Raw genomic sequence first — 17,873 nt, 5'->3', positions numbered from 1 at the left:
TTGTCATGTGGATGCATGATATGTTAGTATATTGAGATGTACTTACTAGAGGAACATCTGTATTTGCTGGGGAGACAAAATAGTAATCTTGTTTTTCTCAGGTAGTCAGAGGGGAGAAGGTCTATGAATATGCGATTCGGATTGTTTCCGCGCATTGTCATTGCGATTATGCTCGGCATTGGAGCAGGGCTTATTATGCCGGACTGGTTCATACGAATTTTTGCGACATTAAATCATGTATTTGGTCAGTTTCTGAGCTTCCTGATTCCGCTCATTATTTTGGGCTTTATTGTTCCGGGGATCGGGGAGCTTGGCAGGGGAGCCGGGAAGCTCCTCGGATTGACTACATTTATCGTATATGTATCTACGGTATTATCCGGGATGCTCGCTTATGGCGTTGCGTCGTCGTTTTTTCCCAGGCTGCTGTCCGGGGCTTCCGGGCTGGCAGCCAAGAATCCGGAGGAGATGCTGCTGACCACCTACTTCGAGCTGCCTATGCCGCCCGTGTTCGACATTATGACGGCGCTGCTGTTGTCTTTCCTGCTCGGGGTTGGCATCACCTTCGTGAAGACGAATGCGCTTCTTACCGCTTCGCTGGAATTCAAGGATATTGTAGCCAAGGCGATACAAGCGATTATTATTCCGTTGCTGCCGTTTCATATCGCGGGGCTCTTTATGAATATGACGCAGGCAGGCGAAGTCGCGTTCATTCTGCAAGTGTTCGTCAAGGTATTCGCCGTCATACTCGTGTTGCATTTCGTGGTCATCCTGTGCCAGTATGCGATCGCAGGAGCAGTGAACAAGCGCAACCCGCTGGCGCTGCTGCGCACGATGCTCCCGGCATACCTCACGGCGCTCGGCACGCAATCTTCGGCGGCGACGATTCCGGTGACGATGCAGCAAGTGAAGAAGCTCGGGACAGACGAAGAAGTGACGAACTTTGTCGTGCCGTTATGTGCGACGATTCATATTACCGGATCGGCAGTTACGATTACTTCGGTCGCGAGCGCCATACTTTACATTCATGGCGTGCCGCTGACGGTGAGCACTATGGTGCCTTTCATATTCATGCTCGGCATCGCGATGATCGCCGCTCCCAGCGTTCCAGGCGGCGGAGTGATGGCGGCTATCGGCTTATTCCAGTCGATGCTCGGCTTCGATGAAGCCATGGTTAGCCTCGCGATCGCGCTCTACATCGCTCAGGACAGCTTCGGAACGGCAGCCAACGTAACCGGAGACGGTGCGATTGCCCAGATCATTCACGCCGTGAAGAAGAAGCGGGCCGCCAAGAACCGTCTGTCAGCCAACTCATAATGCTATCCTTGCTCGGACAAGATGAGAGTCCGGTGATGCGTTCACCGGGCTTTTTTCTTAGATGAATCCGGCCTCACAAGCGGGAATGTCAGTTACTCGGCTCCTTTTGGCCGGTATCCACGCGAGTCGGGACAGGCTGGTCGGGCTACCCTTTGCAGCGCCGAGGCGCCACAGCATCGTTCATGAACTGGCAGCGCGGCGTCCTGTTGAAGCATCACTCTATCCGCAGCCGATCTAATCGTTTTTATCAAATAATTTCATTATAATAATGATTCTAATTGAGAATGATAATCAATTATTTTGGCCAAATCCATTGACTATCCCGGGGGAAGCGTTATAATCATAACTGTTACAACGCGTTAATGATAATGAATATCATTGTTATGCATGCGGGTGAACATGGGGAATGCAGACCATACATCCGGAACGCCTATACTCTTAATTGTAAGGAAAGAGACATGAAGAAGAGATATCTGGTTATTGCGCTTATCCTGTTTGCCTTCATTTCCCTGTTTATCGGGGTCATAGACATTAAGCCATGGGATTTGTTCAATCTGAACGACGATAAGGTTCATACTTTTCTCGTCAGCCGGGTGCCAAGGCTTATCAGTATCATTCTCGCCGGGGTCAGCATGAGCATATGCGGCCTGATTATGCAGCAGCTTAGCCGGAACAAGTTCGTCTCGCCCACGACGGCAGGGACGCTTGACTCGGCCCGCTTGGGGATACTCGTCTCTTTGATGCTGTTCACGACGGCGAGCCCGCTGGTGAAGATGCTCGTTGCGTTCGTCTTCGCTTTGGCAGGCACGATGCTGTTTATGAAGATATTGGATCGCATCAAATTCAAAGACACCATCTTCATTCCGCTCGTCGGATTGATGTTTGGCAATATTATTAGTTCCATTTCCACCTTTTTTGCATATAAGTATGATTTGATTCAGAACATGTCCTCGTGGCTGCAGGGCGACTTCTCGATGATTATCAAGGGGCGGTATGAGCTGCTGTATATCAGCATTCCGCTTCTCGTGATTGCATACCTGTATGCGAACAAGTTCACGGTAGCGGGGATGGGCGAGGATTTCTCGAAAAACCTCGGGCTCAACTACAAGCGGGTGGTCAACATCGGCTTGATCCTGGTGGCGCTCGTTACGTGCACGGTCGTGCTTACCGTTGGAACGATTCCTTTCCTGGGTCTCATTATTCCGAATATCGTTTCCATTTACCGAGGCGATAATTTGAAGAATAGCTTGTCGCATACCGCGCTTCTCGGGGCCGTATTCGTTCTGTTCTGCGATATTTTGGGACGCATCATCATCTTCCCGTATGAATTGTCGATCAGCTTGACGGTCGGCGTCATCGGAAGTGCCATATTCGTCTATATGTTAATGAGGAGAAGGGCACATGGGTTATAAAGCGAAAACGGGGGTTCTTGCTGTCCTTGCTCTCACGCTGATAGGGTTGTTCCTGTTCTTCAAGCTGGGGGACAACTGGGACTACGTGCTGCCGAAGAGAACAATCAAAGTATTGGCGATTGTCCTGACAGGCGCTTCGATCGCATTTGCCACAACCGTATTCCAGACGATTACGAACAACCGCATACTGACACCGAGCATATTGGGCCTGGATTCGCTGTATATGCTGATTCAGACCATCGTCATCTTCGTATTTGGCTCGAAGACACTGATGATGATGAACAGCAATGTGGACTTCCTGGTGTCCGTCGGACTGATGGTTGTGTTCTCGGGCCTGCTGTTCAAGCTTATATTCAAGGGCGAGAATCAGAACATATACTTCCTGCTGCTTATTGGCATTATATTTGGCACTTTTTTCGGAAGCATGTCCACCTTCATGCAGGTTCTGATTGACCCGGCAGAGTTCATGATCGTGCAGGACAAAATGTTCGCCAGCTTCACCCATGTCAATACGAAGCTGCTCCTTCTGGGAGGCGTGCTGCTTCTGCTCGTCACGCTCTACTTTCTGCGCTTCATCAAGTATCTGGATGTGCTTGCGCTAGGCAGGGAGCAGGCGATCAACCTCGGCGTCAATTACGACTATGTCGTGAAGCGGCTGCTCTTTATCGTCGCTGTACTTATCTCAATTTCCACGGCGCTTGTCGGGCCGATTACCTTTCTCGGCTTGCTCGTCGTGAACGTAACGTATCAATTTCTGAAGACGTACCGGCACAGCTATCTTATCGCCGGCTCCGTCCTCATCAGCATTATCGCCCTTGTGGGCGGCCAGCTCATTGTGGAGCGGATATTCACCTTCTCCACGACGCTTAGCGTCATCATCAATTTCGTCGGCGGGGTCTACTTTATTTATCTTCTAATGAAGGAGAACAAATCATGGTAGAAGTAAGAGGCGTATCCAAACAATATGGCGGCAAAAACGTGATCGAGGACATCTCGGTTACGATTGCCAAAAGAAAAATCACGTCGTTCATCGGTCCGAATGGCGCAGGCAAAAGTACGCTGCTGTCTATCATAAGCAGGCTCATTTCGAAGGATTCCGGAGAAGTGATCATTGACGGGAAAGAAATCAGCCAGTGGGACAGCAAGGAGCTGGCGAAAAAGATCTCGATTCTGAAGCAGTCGAACCATATCAATCTGCGGCTTACGATTCGGGAGCTGGTCTCCTTCGGGCGCTTCCCTTATTCGCAAGGGAGATTGTCCGACGAAGATTGGAAGTACGTCGATGAAGCGATTGAATATATGGGGCTTGCCGACATGCAGCACAAGTATCTGGATCAGCTGAGCGGCGGGCAGAAGCAGCGGGCTTATATCGCGATGGTTATCGCGCAGAATACAGAGTATATATTGCTTGACGAACCGCTGAACAACCTGGATATGAAGCATTCCGTGCAGATTATGAAAATATTGCGCAGACTCGTCAATGAGCTCGGCAAAACGATTGTCATCGTCATTCACGATATCAACTTTGCCTCCTGCTATTCCGACTATATCGTGGCATTGAAGAATGGCAAAGTCATCAAGGAGGGCGCGACCGATGACATTATCGACAGCGCGGTTCTCCATGACATTTATGATATGGACATGAGCATCGAGAACTTCAATGATAATAAGATCTGCGTTTATTATGCATAGCTCAACACAAAAAGGGGTCACACCGTTCGGTAATATCGCATTGTCGTGCCATGATAGTGCGAATTTGTGATATTAACGGCGATAAATATATTTATAAAAAGACATGGTAGAGGTGAAAGAAATTGAAGAAAACAGTCCTAATTCTGGTTATAGCCATGATGGCAACCCTCGTTGCAGCATGTGGTTCCAATAAGACAGACAGCAGCAATGGTTCGACATCTACTGGAGCCGAAGCGAACAACACAGCGGAAGAAATCGTTATTAAGCATGAGTTGGACGAAACGACGGTGAAGAAGAACCCGTCTAAAGTCGTTGTATTCAGCTACGGAGTCGTCGATTCCCTGGACAAATTGGGTGTAGACATCGCGGCGCTGCCAAAGAACAGCCTGCCTCCTTACTTGAAAAAATTCGAAGACGAGAAGTATGTGAATGCGGGCGGTTTGAAGGAGCCGGACTTCGAGGCGATTCACGCCCTGAAGCCGGACCTGATCATCATTGCCGGCCGGCAAGCGTCGTCGTATGAAGAGTTCAAGGCCATCGCGCCGACGATATACATGGATATTGACACGGACCGTTATATGGAGTCCTTCAAAGAGAACGCGGAAAACCTCGGCAAAATCTTCAACAAAGAATCCGAAGTACAAGCGGAGCTTGCGAAGAGCGATGGAGATATCAAGCAATTGAATGAGAAAGTGACGGCGTCGAACAAAAACGCGCTCATCATTCTGGCGAACGACGGCAAAATCAGCGCCTATGGCGCCGGCTCCCGCTTCGGCATTATCCATGACGTATTCGGCTTCCCGCCGGTTGATCCGGACATTAAAACATCGACTCACGGAGACCCTGTATCCTTCGAATATATCGTGGAGAAGGATCCAGACTATCTGTTCGTTATCGATAGAGGCGCTGTCGTCGGCGGCGAATCGTCAGCGAAGCAAGTCGTAGAGAACGAACTGGTCAAGAAGACCAAGGCCTACAAGGAAGGGCACATCGTCTACCTCGATCCGAGCTACTGGTATCTGTCGGGCGGCGGCCTCGTCTCCGTAGAGGAAATGGTAAAAGAAATAGGAGCGGCAATTCAATAATCAATCACCGGCTTGCTGCAAGCCGGATAACGGCAACCGGGGCGCCTCGTGCGTCCCGGTTGTTTTATTTGATGGAAAGAGATAGCAGAAAGAAATGAGTCTGTCGAAGCTGCAAGAAGCGGTCGGCGTTGATAAGGGCAGCTTGTCGAGAATTGAAAACGGCGAGGTTAAACGTCCTGATTTTCAATCCATCTTGTCCATCGCTGGAGTATTAGGCATTCCCCATAGTGACATCGTAGAACAGTACATCGAGATTGGACATAAATCGGAAGTCATATATGCTATTTTGCAAAATGAGTTGGAAACACTTGAGCACCCGTCGTTGATAACAAAAATAGCCGGAAAGTTCCTTGAAGCACCAAATGAAGATACCCTGTATTTAGTAGGAAAGTTGTATCGTGATACAGACTCCATCAATAATGACTCCATCAAACTTTCGTTGTACGGCCTCATCCTTAATCACTCACGTTCTCATGGCATTATGCCTTACATAGCTAAAAGCATGTACCAACGTTATCTTATTGAACGAAATGATTTCAGCAGATTGAAGGAAACTTACCAGACTGGAAAGTATATTCTGCATTATGTTGATTTCCTATCGTCCGAGGAACGTGTGTGTTTGTATTATAAATTAGGCATTCATGCATACACCCTGAGCAATCATTACGAGTGCATTGATTATTGCAAAGAAGTATTGAAAAGCGGAGAAAGCCAATATAAAGCAGATGCGCTCGGTGTCCTTATAGATGCTTATTTCAGTATTGGAGCATATAAAGAGTCAGAACTGTATCTTATACAGTACAAAAATTTCACATACCCTCAAACAAAAGATAATGTCATACTTATGGATGCATTCTTCAATGCAAAAAAAGGAAATGTCAACCAAGCAATCAAACAGCTCGAATCATTTCTTGATACGTGCAGAAGTGCCTCCGTTATTCCGGCGACCAAACAACTTCTGCAATTGTACTTACAGCTGGGCAACCTCGAAGGCGCTAAAGTTGTTTTGGAGAACGACAAGGCAACTCCCGCTGTCGTTGATGAGAGAAATCCGTTAGTTTGCGCTACATACGCTGATTATCTTCGAGTCAAGGGAGAATATTATTTGGCTGCGGGCGACACCGGCAAAGGCATTACGAATATGGTTCAGTCTGCCTTTTGGTATTCCAAAGTAGATGATGTAGCCAAGGAAAAAGAAGTTCTCAATACCGCTATGCATATCCATTTAACGAATAACGTTTCACCTCAGTTTACGCTAGAACTGTTAAGCAATTACTACCAACGAATCGTTAAAGAATTGGAGGAATTAGCGTGAGAAACAAAATGAAAAAACTAACTTTTAATGTCCTTCTTAGCACTGTTATAATAACCACAACAGCATCCACGTTTACTGGCGGTTCAGGAAGTGTCCACCCTTGGTAAGAGAGCTAGAGAGAGCTAGCTAAGTGCGTATCCTTATGTAAAAAGCAAATGGCAAAAAGAAGAGCCACAGCAAGGAGCCTCGGCCCATCTGAACCAAGTGTTGCAGGCATAAGCAACGGAACAGTTGGGGGCGGGGCACCATGAGCGCTAAGAGAACGTGCAGCTTACCGTAACGGGCAGTTCTCTACGGAACTTTTGGCTCGATACCAACGAAGCGAAGAGTTAGCTATGATGGCGATGGTGCTCCATTGCCCGGGGAGTAGATAGCCCATGCATCCAATTTCAGACTGCATGGGCTTTTACAAGACCTATTATATCTTCATCATTTCTACAATCATTCCGTTTACAAAGCTATTTTTTTACTGCCGTTTTCGCCAGCTTGATCAGGTCTTCTTCCGTCAACGGATTACCCTTATTGGTTACGATTTGAAAGCTTTTTTCACCTTCCCCCCAGCTAAGAGAATTTCTTCCTTCGTGCTTCGGATCTTCCTTTTCTCTGTCTTTAGCGGATGTATAGGTGTATTCTTTTTCTTTCCTCTTCTTATCTTTTACATCTTCCTCGTCAAAATGAAAACTCTGAAATGAGATAAAGTCTTCTCCATTCGTGTACGTTAACCCGATGTGGTGGCTTTTTGTTACGTTCATCTTCTTGGAATATATTTGTTTGCCTAGCTTTTTAGCCTCGGCTTTCACTGCTGCAAAATCCTTAGGAGTGAACACGAAATAAATATTCGCTTTGCTTAAGGTATAGCCCTCCGGCAAGTCAGTTGGCTGCTGCAGAACCGCCTCTTTCAAGGTCGATGCTCTTTTGAGATAAGCCTCATATGTATCGAAACTTGGGGGCGAGCCTCCAAAGAGAAAAACTTCTCGGCCGCCTTTTTCTTTCTTTAATTCATTGCTGACATATAACATATACGTATCATCCGGATTTTCTTTCATCAACTTGTTTATTTTATCCTTCTCTTCTTTTTCTAACCTTTCCCCTTCATCTATCGCCTTAGGTTTAGCGGCTGCCGTCTTCAAGGCGATGTCGCTTGAAGCACGGGATGGGGCCGCCTCTGTCGTTAGGTTCATCGAAGAACCCAGTAATAAAATACTGCTTAATGCTGTAATTGCTACTTTTGATGCTGCTTTCATTTTGTAGTACTCCTCTCATTATTGATTTCAATCAAAATAAACTACAAATGTAGTTTAGTAATATACTACAGTTGTAGTTTGTAAATGTCAACATCATTGATGTAAAATTTCTTCACTTTTCATACTTGCAAAAGTTGACCTATTTCAACCTTCGGATCACGCTCAAAAAGATAGCCTCTGCATTCTATTTCAGACTGCATGGGCAACAAAGCTATTTTTTTACAGCCGTTTTCGCCAGCTTGATTAGGTCTTCTTCCATCAATGGATTACCCTTATTGGTTACGATTTGAAAGCTTTTTTCACCTTCTTCCCAGCTAAGATAATTTCTTCCTTCATGCTTCGGATCTTTCTTTTCTCTGTCTTTAGCGGATGTATAGTTGTATTCCTTTTCTTTCCTCTTCTTATCTTTTACATCTTCCTCGTCAAAATGAAAGCTCTGAAATGAGATAAAGTCTTCTCCATTCGTGTACGTTAACCCGATGTGGTGGCTTTTTGTCACGTTAATTTTCTTGGAATATACCTGTTTCCCCAGCTTTTTAGCCTCGGCTTTTACTGGTGCAAAATTCTTAGAAGTGAACACGAAATAAATATTCGCTTCGGCGAAAGTATAGCCCTCCGGCAAGTCCGCTGGCTGCTGCAGGACCGCCTCTTTCAAGGTCGATGCTCTTTTGAGGTAAGCCTCATATGTATCGAATGCAGGAGGTGAGCCTCCCATGAGAAAAACTTCTCGGCCGCCCTTTTCTTTCTTTAATTCATTGCTGACATATACGATATACGTATCATCCGGATTTTTTTCAAGCAGTTTGGCGACTCTCTCTTTCTCCGCTTTCTCCAGCATTTCGCCTTCACCTTCAGCTTTTGGTTTAGTTGCCGCCGTTTTCAAGGCAATCTCGTTGACATCAGGGGATGGAGCGGCCCCAACATCGTTTCCCTTCGCATTTACCAGCGTCACGCTGCCAAGCGCAACAATAATCGCCATCCCCAAAATGGATAAATGATAGGATCTTTTATGAAATCGCTTGATCATTAACAACCTTTTCTTCATTTGTTTATGCGTCGCAGACAATCCGGCAAGCCCTGGCTGATGTCGTTTGCCTGACAAATGAAAATGCTCCAGCACATGGATGATGGTTTGCCCATATGTATTGATATGCTGTAGATTTGGCTGAGAACTCATCCGATTCAGTACGCATGCATCGCAGGCCATCTCCTGATCCTGCCTTGTTTTATGTACGGCAAGCCACAACAATGGATTAAACCAATGGAGAATGAGCAAAATGTGCATCGTCCAATTCACCGCCACATCCCTCCGCTGTATATGCGCAAATTCGTGCGCCAAAATACACCGAAGCTGATGCTCTCGCAGCGTAACGAGCAGACTCGGCGAAACAACGATCGCCGGCTTGTGAACACCGACTACGGCAGGCCCAGGAATGCGCTCACTTGCTACAAACCGCACTTCACGCTTTACGCCCATTAGCTGCTTCGTTTCGCTGAAGACTGCCGATAACAAAGGCGTGTCAATACATCGGCCCGCGCGCAGAGCTTGTTGCAATCGAAGCTGGTCGTATGCCGTCTTCGCCGCAAGAAACAGCACGCCTGCAAGCCAAACCAACATCAGCAGATTGGTGAATCCCATTTGTTTGAACCCGCTCCACCAGATGCTTATGTCCCGCACAGTTCCCGATTTATGGGACGGATCTGAAACTTCCGCATCTCCTCTTATTTGGCTGCTTTTCTCCGGGGTGTAGGAACGCTCTATTTGAGCTGTCTCTTCGTTATTCCCCCCTGACCCCTTCCACCATTGATGCCAAGCCGATGCATTTGGAGTTTGTTGTTGAATTCCGGGCGCTAAGACATCCACAGGCAGAACATTGTATAAGCTAAGCGAGGATTCCGGCGCCCAAGGGAGCAGTAGACGAATCGCCACAGGCAACCAGAGCCAATATTTCCATCTAGCCTCAAGCCTTTTGCGCAGCAGAAATTGTAAACTCAGGACAAGCACGACCAGGATGCCGGCCATTAACGACCCGCGGATGACCCAGCCGAAGAACGACAATAAACATTCGTTCCATGCAGGACTCATCAGGGCTCTCTCTTTTCCGATTCCCCGTCGCTGCGGTTTTCGTCAAACAATGCCTTCAGATCCTCGATTTCTTGCGCATTCAGCTTTTTATCCTGCAAAAAGTTGGCCAACATTGGCTTCAATGCTCCGCCATACAGTTTTTTCATGAAGGATTTGGTTTCAGACCGCAGGTACTCCTGCTCGCTGATGATCGGATAAAATAATTGGGTGCGCTTCGAACCCTTTTCCAGCTTTGCGCCCGCCGCTTCCTTCTGCACCAGACGACTGAGGAGCGTCCGAGTCGTATTCGGGCTCCACCCCATTCGATCCGTCATTTTCTTGACGACCTCGTTCGAAAGGCAATTCGGATTTGTCCACAAGACGCGCATAATTTCCAACTCTGCATCCGTAATGGGCGGTATTTGATTCATGCATAAAACCTCCAAAATCAATTTGCAAAACTACGCATGTAGTTATGAATTATGCTACAACTGCAGTCTGGTAAAGTCAACATACTTTGTACAGAATGCTCTCCCGCTTTTTTGTGACATGCCCAAACACCCTGTACTGCCTGCGAATCACGACAAAAACCAACGCACTAGTGCGTTTACTCGTGAACAGATAGCCTGCTTTAATATATGGACTATAGCTTCTTTTGCCGGAGAGCAGGGGTGGCTTTTTTGGCATCATTTCCTTATCTCACGCCTGCATCGATTTTTTTGATAGAATGAGTGTACGGAAGAATAGAACGGATTGGATACATGGTGCAGACAAGTGAGGAGGCCAGTGTAATCGTGTTAGCGAACGAGGGGCTCTTTCAATATATCAATGAGTTCATTCTAAAAAAAGACGAGCAGTTGGATAGAGATACGCTTACCGATGTCATTTCTCCTCTTGCAGATATTTCAGTTATGAAGCGAACTGCAAGAACCTTGAGAAAGGTCGGCATCCTATCACTAGCGTTACTCAGGGATTCCAACTTGCATGATGAGACACTTGTCCCGGATGCGCAACTGCTTCAATGGACTCCCGGCAAGCGAGCAATACTTGCAGATGAAGGTCAGGCCTTTGATTGGCTAAGCAAGGGCTGGATTATTAAGGAGCTTCGCTTGAAGCGAGATGGCAAGACGGTGGAGCGAGTTCATTACCGAATGGGGTATCTTTTATATATTTACTTGCAAAAACAGGCCGCTGAGGTACAGCAGGAGAAGGAAAGCTGGTTGAAGACATACCATGCAGAGATCGAGCGTGTTCTGGAAAAATGGAATAGCGCGCAGAATCAACTTCATGATCGTGCTGCCTTGCTATCTCCGCTTATCTCGCATGTATCCGCCAGCCTTCAATGGACGAATGAAGAACTGAGACAATCGGATGCTCTGTCATCGTCTTGGGGGATGCCGAAGAGGATGAGATTTTTACAGTTCGTACTGGCGTTTCTGTCTATCGCCATTCATCAAGAGGTGTTCGACTGGAAAGAGATCGGCGCGCAGTATGTTGGAGATATAGGAGGCTCCAAAGCCTTTGATCGCGACAAGGATGAGTTTCTCCATGCCCTGGAGCAGTGGAGCACGCAGCCAGCGGCCATGTTCGGGCTAATCAGTCCCGGACAGATTACGCCCTTCTACTTTGCAGGGCATTTGAGCGGGCAATGGTCAAGCTATCAGCCGGGGCCTGTTCATGCGTTGACGGATTTGTCGATTGGACAGGATCAGTACCGCACGAATGCGTCCACGCTGTGGCTGGTCGAGAATCGGGGCATCTTGACGAGGATCGCTGCCGAACGGGATTTCGTGAAGGAGTCATGCTTGTTCATCGCCTGTGTAGATGGCCACATCAGAAGCTCCCATCGGCGTCTCATTCATCAACTGCTGAAGAATAGCCGCATTGTTCAGGTGCTCCTCTGGAGCGACTATGATGAGGACGGCCTCCTCATCTCACGAGAAATGATGGATATCGTTGCTGCGCAGGAACATCTTACGATCAAATGGATTACCCATGATCATCGAGTAGTTACCAATTGGATCACATACCAAAGTTACATGAAAGACTTGCTTCAGAAGACGAGGTTGGAGCAGGAACAAGTATTAGGAGATGCAGAGGAGTGGCGGCGATGGATCAGCCTTTAATTTCGATTTTTCAGAGCGGAGAGTCCTCGCCAGAACTGTTTCAGTCGATGCGGGATATTGCCTATTTGTCAGGAGTACTGAGCGATCTTGGTTCCCAAAATGCGTTCCATTCTCCATCTGAAATATTGCGGTTTTTACGGATCATTCAGTTGATTAATGAAGAGGCGCTTGGGCTGGATGATCCAATCGAGAACTCGGATACGTTGTTCTATCGATATCGGAATCGATTCATTCATGATCCAGAGCCGCCGTCCAAGAGCAGGGTATCTCAGATTGTCAACGTGCTTGTGAAATACAATTGGATATCCAAACAATCGAGGCAGTTGAAGATGCGAGATGTAGGCAAGCGGATGATGGATGCGCTGATCCGGCTCGCGAACGACTCTCTGGCTTACTACATGCACGATGATATCGGACGCTCGCTCTTTCAAGCGAGAAGGGATGCGGAGCTTAGCGAAGCCTATGACGATCATGGTATATCGGGCGGCAACAAGATCGCCAGCATGATTCGCAATGTCGAGAATGCCATTCAACTGATGAAGGAGCGGGAGCTGGAGATGCTGGCTGATCGCAATGCCTTGCCGCAGTTGGAGATTATCCATCAGCTGATGAAGGAGCTGGAGACGAAGCTCACCGAGCGGTTCCGTCAGTTCCAGACACTGGAGGACAGTCTCGTTCTGAGCAATCTTATGCAGCAGGGAACCGCTGTGCTGGCGGAAGGAACGAACTTGAGCCTCGGCATGATCAATAAATATTTGAAATTTACGGCGATGCAGCAGACATTGCTGTCATCTACCATCCATCCGGAGAAGGTGAGAGAGTTTATCGTGCAAATGTATGATCCTCCGCTGGAATCGGATATCCCTAATGTGTATCAGCTAATGAGCTTCATGGAGCAAGATCAGTACGCAGGGGAAGCGGTAGATGGGTTGTGGATGCCCGTCAAGTTCGCTGTGCCGCTGTCGGCAGAAGCCATTTCAGAGGCTGTGCATTATTTGGAGACGTACGAGCCTGTTGTGGACCGGATCCAGGAAGAAAATATCGATATGGAATATAGGGAAGAGGAAATATTCATGGATCAGCTGGGGGAACTGATGGGTGAATCGCATTGGCTGCTTACGAAATCCATGATACAGACCGACGCGATCGAAAATTATATGAAGCAGGTGGAAGAAGCACCAATCGAGCAGGTCATGATTGAGGCAACCTCCTCTTCGTGGGGAGATGCAATCAATGCGCTGACCGCAATCGCAGCTTTGGTCGGCAATAAGAAAATGTCCATTGACAAGGCGCACCCGGGCATGAACAATGATGATCTCATGTATGAGAAGGATTGGGAGTGGTTACGTCTGGAGGAGCGCAATCAGGTTCTCCGGAAGCGAACGTTCGGAACCCGTTCTCATGTAACGGATAGAGAAGAACAGCGTGCAGGCCTCGCAGAGAATACAGAAATGGTCGCTATCGATAGTTATGCTTCTGATCACATCGAAAATGGAACGGGAAATGATGTCAATCAGGAACGGAGGGGATGATCATCATGGATGAACAGAACAGGGGCTTCGTGGACATCGACACGGATACGGGTACGGACATAGCTGACGTCAATCCGCATCATTCCCCGTCATCGGGTAGGGAGACAGAGATAGAGATGCAGGATGGCATCAATGCCGTAAATACGAATCCTCTCAATGCGATGCACTCCTTACGAGGGGTGTTGAGTGCAGAGGAAGAACTTACCTTCATGAATATATTATTCTCATCCTCCGCTACGCTTCGAGCTGGCAATTTCGGATTGTCAAGAAGAGAAGTGGAGAAGCAGCTTCGCATATCGGAGCAGGATGACAAGTTCTATTCCTTCATACAGCGGGTGAACCAGGCGGTAGCGCGCTACTTCCGGGTTATCTATGATGAGCGGCGAGATCAGGTCGTGGCGATGATGAGAGTCCCGGCACGAACGGCACGCAGCAGCTTATCGAAGGAGGCGCTCGCGATACTCCTCTTTATGTTCTACCAGCAAGAGGTGCTTGGGCATGAGTTCACGCTTTTCGATCAACTTCTTAATGCATTCGGGCATGAGACGACGAAGGCGAACCAGCGCTTGCTTCATAACATCGATCAGCTCCGCAAGATTGGCGCTTTGGAGGAATACGATACGAGCTCTCCGGAGAAGGCATATCAATTGACGGCGATCGGAGTTCATATGTTCTCGGATTCCTTTTTGCGCCGTACTGTCGAGTTCAGCCAGTCCAATCAGTTGAATAAGGAAGAGGTGCTGAAATTTTTCAAGCGATATAATCTGTATCAGGAAGGATCTGAGGAGTAAGCCATGATACCGTGGAAAATGTGGTTCAGCGGCATTCGCGACTATGACAGTACAAAGATGGATCTGTCCGGTCGGCAGGAACATGTGCTGATTACCGGGCCGAATGGAGCGGGTAAATCAACAATAACGTATTGTATGGGGGCTGTCCTGTACTCGTCCAAGGTGGATCTGGAAGGATTGCGTTCTCGGAATCTGTTGCCGGATGAGACATGGAAGGCGCATATTCGTCTACTGTTCAAAAATGAAGGCTTGCTGCGAATCGATGCTCCCGATTATGTGGAGTTCTCCTTGCGCATTGTCCAGGAGCCTGGACAGCCGGTAAAGAGGGAATTCGCGATTTCCTCCGGCGATCATCCTGAGCAATGGGAGAATATGACTCGTTATACGTCTGGCGACCGCCAATATAACTTCACGGCATATAAGAAGGACCTGCAGTACAAGTATAAGCTCGATCCGGACCTGTTCTACCTGATTTGGTATCAGCAGGAGGTCAATCAGTTCGCCGTAATGCATCCTGAGGAGCGATTTCGTATCTTCGCAGAGATGCATGGGATTGATCAGGTGCAGCGCAACTGGGAAGAGAGTATGGAGAAGCAGAAGGAGACTCAAGAGACGCTTAGAGTGGCTGAGAGCAATGTGGCGAATAAGAAACAATGGATGAAGATTAAGAAATCGGAGCTTGATCGGTATGAAGATAATAAGCGGCGTCTGCTTGAAGGCGGAAAACTGTACGCCTGTTCGTTGCTGCAACTGGAAGCGCATTATAAGCGGGAGCAGGAGCAATTGACCAGTCATATCGAGCAGTTGGAACTTGAAGTAGAGCAGCAGCAGGAATGCATCTTCGAGATGAAGGGGCAGGAGGAGGAGATGCAAGAACGGCTTCAAGCCCTGCGCCAGCAGATTGAAGAATCCAATGCGAAGCTGTCCCAGTACGATATTCAGCTTCAAACGCTGGAGAGCAGCATCAGGGAGACGAAGAGCGCCATCGCGGAGCTTGATCATGAGCTTGCGGAAGTGAACAAGGAGAAGGAGCGCATTACGCGAACGGAAGCAGAGGTCAAGCGGCAGCTTGCCGACGTGCTAGAGTCCTTGTGCGAGACGGGTGAACAGCATGACAAGCTGCAATTCGACCTGCAGCAAAGTAATGAGGGTTCTAAAGATCTGATGATGGCCATCTCCAGACTGGAGGCCGCAATCGAGCAGGAGCGCAAGCAGGGGGCTGTGCATGAAGAGAGGCTGCGGCAATATACAAGCAGCCATCATGTTCAGGAAGAGCTTCAACGGCTAGAGCAAGCGCTGCTTCAGGCAAAGGAGCGACGACATGAGTCTGCGCTTCGTAGACGTGATTTGCAGGAGGAACTCTCCCGGCTTGACGATGAGCGCGACTGGTCCCGGAGGCAAATGGATTCATTGGCTTATTTCCGCTCCAACGGGATGAACGCGTATGCATTGCGTGAGCTGGTGGAGCTGGATGAATCGGCACAATGGAAAGCGGAAGAGCAGTTTGACGCGATCAAATACACCCTTTTTTTCGATGGTCAGATGGCTTCGCCCCCGAATGACTTGTATCATGTGCCCCTGCGCAAGGTCGTGCCGGATCGTCCGGTGACCGAACTTCCAGCGCTGAAGCTGCGGGTGAAGGCAGGTCTGAACGAGAAGGTGATGCCGCATGCGATGAAGGCGTTATGGTGGGTAGGGCAGTTCTTCCAGGATGGAGCTACACGAATCGATCAAGGCGTGCTAATCGATCCGTTCGGTATTCGTGGACCGCAGGAGCAACGGCGATATATTTTGAGTGCGCGGGCGCTAATCGAACGCAAGAATGAAGTGAGACGAAGCCTTCAGGAATTGGAGCGCCAACTCACTGAACTGGACGCATCGATAGCACAGGATACCAAGCGTTATCAGGAACTGAACAGCATTATCCAGTTGGTCAGGGAAGCCGAAGCTTATCGCACGAGTGAGCATGAGCGGGCGAGCAGAGCCAGGAAGCTTGCCGAAGAAGAGAAGCGTCTAGAACAGCTTAACGCACATATTCGTGAACGTAAGCAAGCGCAAGAGGAACTGATGCGGCATCAAATCCAGTTGGAGCGAGAGGAGCGAGAGCTGCAGGCGGAAGCTGAATTCTACGGCAGGCTTGGACAGCTGAAGGAGAAGGTCGAAGCGTTGCATGCGAAGCGGCAACAGCTAGCCAGCTTGAAGGAGCAGCGGGAACAGCTGCGCATGAAGCAGGAACTGGAGGAAAACGAGCTGGAGAAGCGGGAGACCGTAGAGCGTAAGCAAGAACGAGAGCTACAGGACCTCCGCTATAAGCAGGAGCAAGCGGAGCGCGGGCTCCAGAGATTGCGTCATCAACTGCAGACGAGGGGAGACGCACTCGATACGGCGAAAGGGGAACTCGTCAATACGATTCGGGAAATCGAGGATTTGAAGCAGCTTGCACGAGTGATCGGCAATGAGGCACAGGTTGACCTGTTCTCTGATGAGCAGAAAGAAGCGGAAATGCAGACGAATCAAAGGCTATCGCTCTCCGATATTCTAACGGACCTCGAGAGGGGACGGGTTCAGTTCAACCAAGCTCGCAATGAAGAGAACATTGACCCTGCCGCACCGGACAATTATAAGGTGGTGGAGGAGGAATTCCACCGTCTTCAGGACGAATATAAGCGGACAATGATCTTGTTCGAGCAGAATCGGGAGCGTACGTATGAGCTAAAAAACTCGCTTGAGACGACCATTAATATGAGGGTGCTTGAGATTAAGCAGCGGTTCACCGGTTATATGAGCCGGTTCCAATTCGAAGGGGAGATCGATTGGGAGCAGGTTGAGGATCGCCGTCAGCGGACACATTTTTTCTTGTATATCAAGGCACGGAAAGAAGGTCATCGCGGAACGATGGAGGATGTCAGCGTCAAGGCTCGCGGCGGCAAGGTAGGCAAAGGCGTTTCCGGAGGAGAAGAATCATTAAGCTCCCTGTTGTTCGCGCTCGCCCTGCTCCAGAATCTGGAGACATCCCCCGACTTCATCGTGCTCGACGAATTCGACAGCGCCCTGGACGAGCAGCGCAAGCTGAAGGTATTCGACCTGTATGCAAGCGAGCTGGAGCGGAAGCTTATCATCCTGACGCCGAAGTCTCACGAATCAGCCTATCTCGATCGCTTCTCCAAAGCGTACATCGTTCACCACGATCCAACGGTGCCGCGCAGCAAGGTGGCGGGGATTGTGAAGCGGGACAGTTGAAGTGAGGGGCGTTGAAGGAACTAAGAACATTAATGGCAGTGTGGGTGGCGGGCGATC

The 17,873-nt window shown here is 48.6% G+C and carries 13 protein-coding genes and 1 pseudogene; 11 read left to right on the top strand and 3 right to left on the bottom strand.

Going from position 1 to position 17,873, the window contains the following annotated elements:
* Window positions 1-129 precede the first annotated feature (129 nt).
* The 7 genes and pseudogenes from FLT43_RS13140 to FLT43_RS30145 all read left to right on the top strand — a co-directional run.
* Window positions 130-1,314 carry a dicarboxylate/amino acid:cation symporter gene (locus FLT43_RS13140; RefSeq protein ID WP_087445373.1) on the top strand — a complete coding sequence of 395 codons (1,185 nt, stop codon included), beginning with the start codon at window positions 130-132 and terminating at the stop codon, window positions 1,312-1,314.
* Between the two features lie 458 nt (window positions 1,315-1,772).
* Window positions 1,773-2,726, top strand: coding sequence for an ABC transporter permease (locus FLT43_RS13135; protein WP_087444499.1), 954 nt, complete (start codon window positions 1,773-1,775; stop codon window positions 2,724-2,726).
* On the top strand, window positions 2,716-3,666 hold the full coding sequence (locus tag FLT43_RS13130; RefSeq protein WP_087444500.1) for an iron chelate uptake ABC transporter family permease subunit: 951 nt from the start codon (window positions 2,716-2,718) through the stop codon (window positions 3,664-3,666). The genes FLT43_RS13135 and FLT43_RS13130 overlap by 11 nt, the downstream gene beginning before the upstream one ends.
* Window positions 3,660-4,418 carry an iron ABC transporter ATP-binding protein gene (locus FLT43_RS13125; RefSeq protein WP_087444501.1) on the top strand — a complete coding sequence of 253 codons (759 nt, stop codon included), beginning with the start codon at window positions 3,660-3,662 and terminating at the stop codon, window positions 4,416-4,418. The genes FLT43_RS13130 and FLT43_RS13125 overlap by 7 nt, the downstream gene beginning before the upstream one ends.
* 122 nt (window positions 4,419-4,540) lie before the next feature.
* Window positions 4,541-5,503, top strand: coding sequence for a siderophore ABC transporter substrate-binding protein (locus FLT43_RS13120; RefSeq protein WP_087444502.1), 963 nt, complete (start codon window positions 4,541-4,543; stop codon window positions 5,501-5,503).
* A 94-nt stretch (window positions 5,504-5,597) separates the two neighbouring features.
* Window positions 5,598-6,818 carry a helix-turn-helix domain-containing protein gene (locus tag FLT43_RS13115; RefSeq protein ID WP_244194342.1) on the top strand — a complete coding sequence of 407 codons (1,221 nt, stop codon included), beginning with the start codon at window positions 5,598-5,600 and terminating at the stop codon, window positions 6,816-6,818.
* A 195-nt stretch (window positions 6,819-7,013) separates the two neighbouring features.
* Window positions 7,014-7,189: pseudogene (locus tag FLT43_RS30145) on the top strand (IS256 family transposase); the annotation flags it as partial.
* Window positions 7,190-7,276: 87 nt separating this feature from the next.
* Here FLT43_RS30145 and FLT43_RS13110 read toward each other — a convergent pair.
* The 3 genes from FLT43_RS13110 to FLT43_RS13100 form a co-directional block, all read right to left on the bottom strand.
* The gene (locus tag FLT43_RS13110) at window positions 7,277-8,062 is read right to left on the bottom strand and encodes a hypothetical protein (RefSeq protein WP_087444503.1); all 786 of its coding nucleotides are present in this window, start codon (window positions 8,060-8,062) and stop codon (window positions 7,277-7,279) included.
* Between the two features lie 211 nt (window positions 8,063-8,273).
* Window positions 8,274-10,148, bottom strand: coding sequence for a M56 family metallopeptidase (locus FLT43_RS13105; RefSeq protein ID WP_087444504.1), 1,875 nt, complete (start codon window positions 10,146-10,148; stop codon window positions 8,274-8,276).
* Window positions 10,148-10,558, bottom strand: coding sequence for a BlaI/MecI/CopY family transcriptional regulator (locus FLT43_RS13100; RefSeq protein WP_087444505.1), 411 nt, complete (start codon window positions 10,556-10,558; stop codon window positions 10,148-10,150). Before FLT43_RS13100 ends, FLT43_RS13105 begins: the two co-directional genes overlap by 1 nt.
* Window positions 10,559-10,921: 363 nt before the next feature.
* Between FLT43_RS13100 and FLT43_RS13095 the strand changes: the two genes are divergently transcribed.
* The 4 genes from FLT43_RS13095 to FLT43_RS13080 all read left to right on the top strand — a co-directional run bounded on the left by FLT43_RS13095 (window position 10,922) and on the right by FLT43_RS13080 (window position 17,816).
* Complete coding sequence (locus FLT43_RS13095) at window positions 10,922-12,253, top strand: DUF2399 domain-containing protein (RefSeq protein WP_164776386.1); 1,332 nt, start codon at window positions 10,922-10,924, stop codon at window positions 12,251-12,253.
* A complete protein-coding gene (locus FLT43_RS13090; protein WP_244194343.1) occupies window positions 12,238-13,785 on the top strand; it encodes a hypothetical protein in 1,548 nt (515 codons plus the stop codon). Before FLT43_RS13095 ends, FLT43_RS13090 begins: the two co-directional genes overlap by 16 nt.
* A gap of 116 nt (window positions 13,786-13,901) precedes the next feature.
* Window positions 13,902-14,576 (top strand): hypothetical protein, encoded by a 675-nt coding sequence (locus FLT43_RS13085; RefSeq protein WP_087445374.1) that lies wholly within the window; start codon window positions 13,902-13,904, stop codon window positions 14,574-14,576.
* Between the two features lie 3 nt (window positions 14,577-14,579).
* The gene (locus tag FLT43_RS13080; protein ID WP_087444507.1) at window positions 14,580-17,816 is read left to right on the top strand and encodes an AAA family ATPase; all 3,237 of its coding nucleotides are present in this window, start codon (window positions 14,580-14,582) and stop codon (window positions 17,814-17,816) included.
* Window positions 17,817-17,873 lie beyond the last annotated feature (57 nt).

The sequence above is a fragment of the Paenibacillus thiaminolyticus genome (assembly GCF_007066085.1).
Classification (GTDB): domain Bacteria; phylum Bacillota; class Bacilli; order Paenibacillales; family Paenibacillaceae; genus Paenibacillus_B; species Paenibacillus_B thiaminolyticus.
This window is presented reverse-complemented; position numbering and strand designations above follow the sequence as displayed.

Bases quoted from the DNA above. Each gene is read 5' to 3' on its own strand.
- FLT43_RS13110 (WP_087444503.1), bottom strand. From the start codon at position 8,062: ATGAAAGCAGCATCAAAAGTAGCAATTACAGCATTAAGCAGTATTTTA.
- FLT43_RS13140 (WP_087445373.1), top strand. From the start codon at position 130: ATGCGATTCGGATTGTTTCCGCGCATTGTCATTGCGATTATGCTCGGC.
- FLT43_RS13090 (WP_244194343.1), top strand. From the start codon at position 12,238: ATGGATCAGCCTTTAATTTCGATTTTTCAGAGCGGAGAGTCCTCGCCA.
- FLT43_RS13115 (WP_244194342.1), top strand. From the start codon at position 5,598: ATGAGTCTGTCGAAGCTGCAAGAAGCGGTCGGCGTTGATAAGGGCAGC.
- FLT43_RS13125 (WP_087444501.1), top strand. From the start codon at position 3,660: ATGGTAGAAGTAAGAGGCGTATCCAAACAATATGGCGGCAAAAACGTG.
- FLT43_RS13100 (WP_087444505.1), bottom strand. From the start codon at position 10,558: ATGAATCAAATACCGCCCATTACGGATGCAGAGTTGGAAATTATGCGC.
- FLT43_RS13135 (WP_087444499.1), top strand. From the start codon at position 1,773: ATGAAGAAGAGATATCTGGTTATTGCGCTTATCCTGTTTGCCTTCATT.
- FLT43_RS13080 (WP_087444507.1), top strand. From the start codon at position 14,580: ATGATACCGTGGAAAATGTGGTTCAGCGGCATTCGCGACTATGACAGT.
- FLT43_RS13130 (WP_087444500.1), top strand. From the start codon at position 2,716: ATGGGTTATAAAGCGAAAACGGGGGTTCTTGCTGTCCTTGCTCTCACG.
- FLT43_RS13105 (WP_087444504.1), bottom strand. From the start codon at position 10,148: ATGAGTCCTGCATGGAACGAATGTTTATTGTCGTTCTTCGGCTGGGTC.
- FLT43_RS13085 (WP_087445374.1), top strand. From the start codon at position 13,902: ATGCAGGATGGCATCAATGCCGTAAATACGAATCCTCTCAATGCGATG.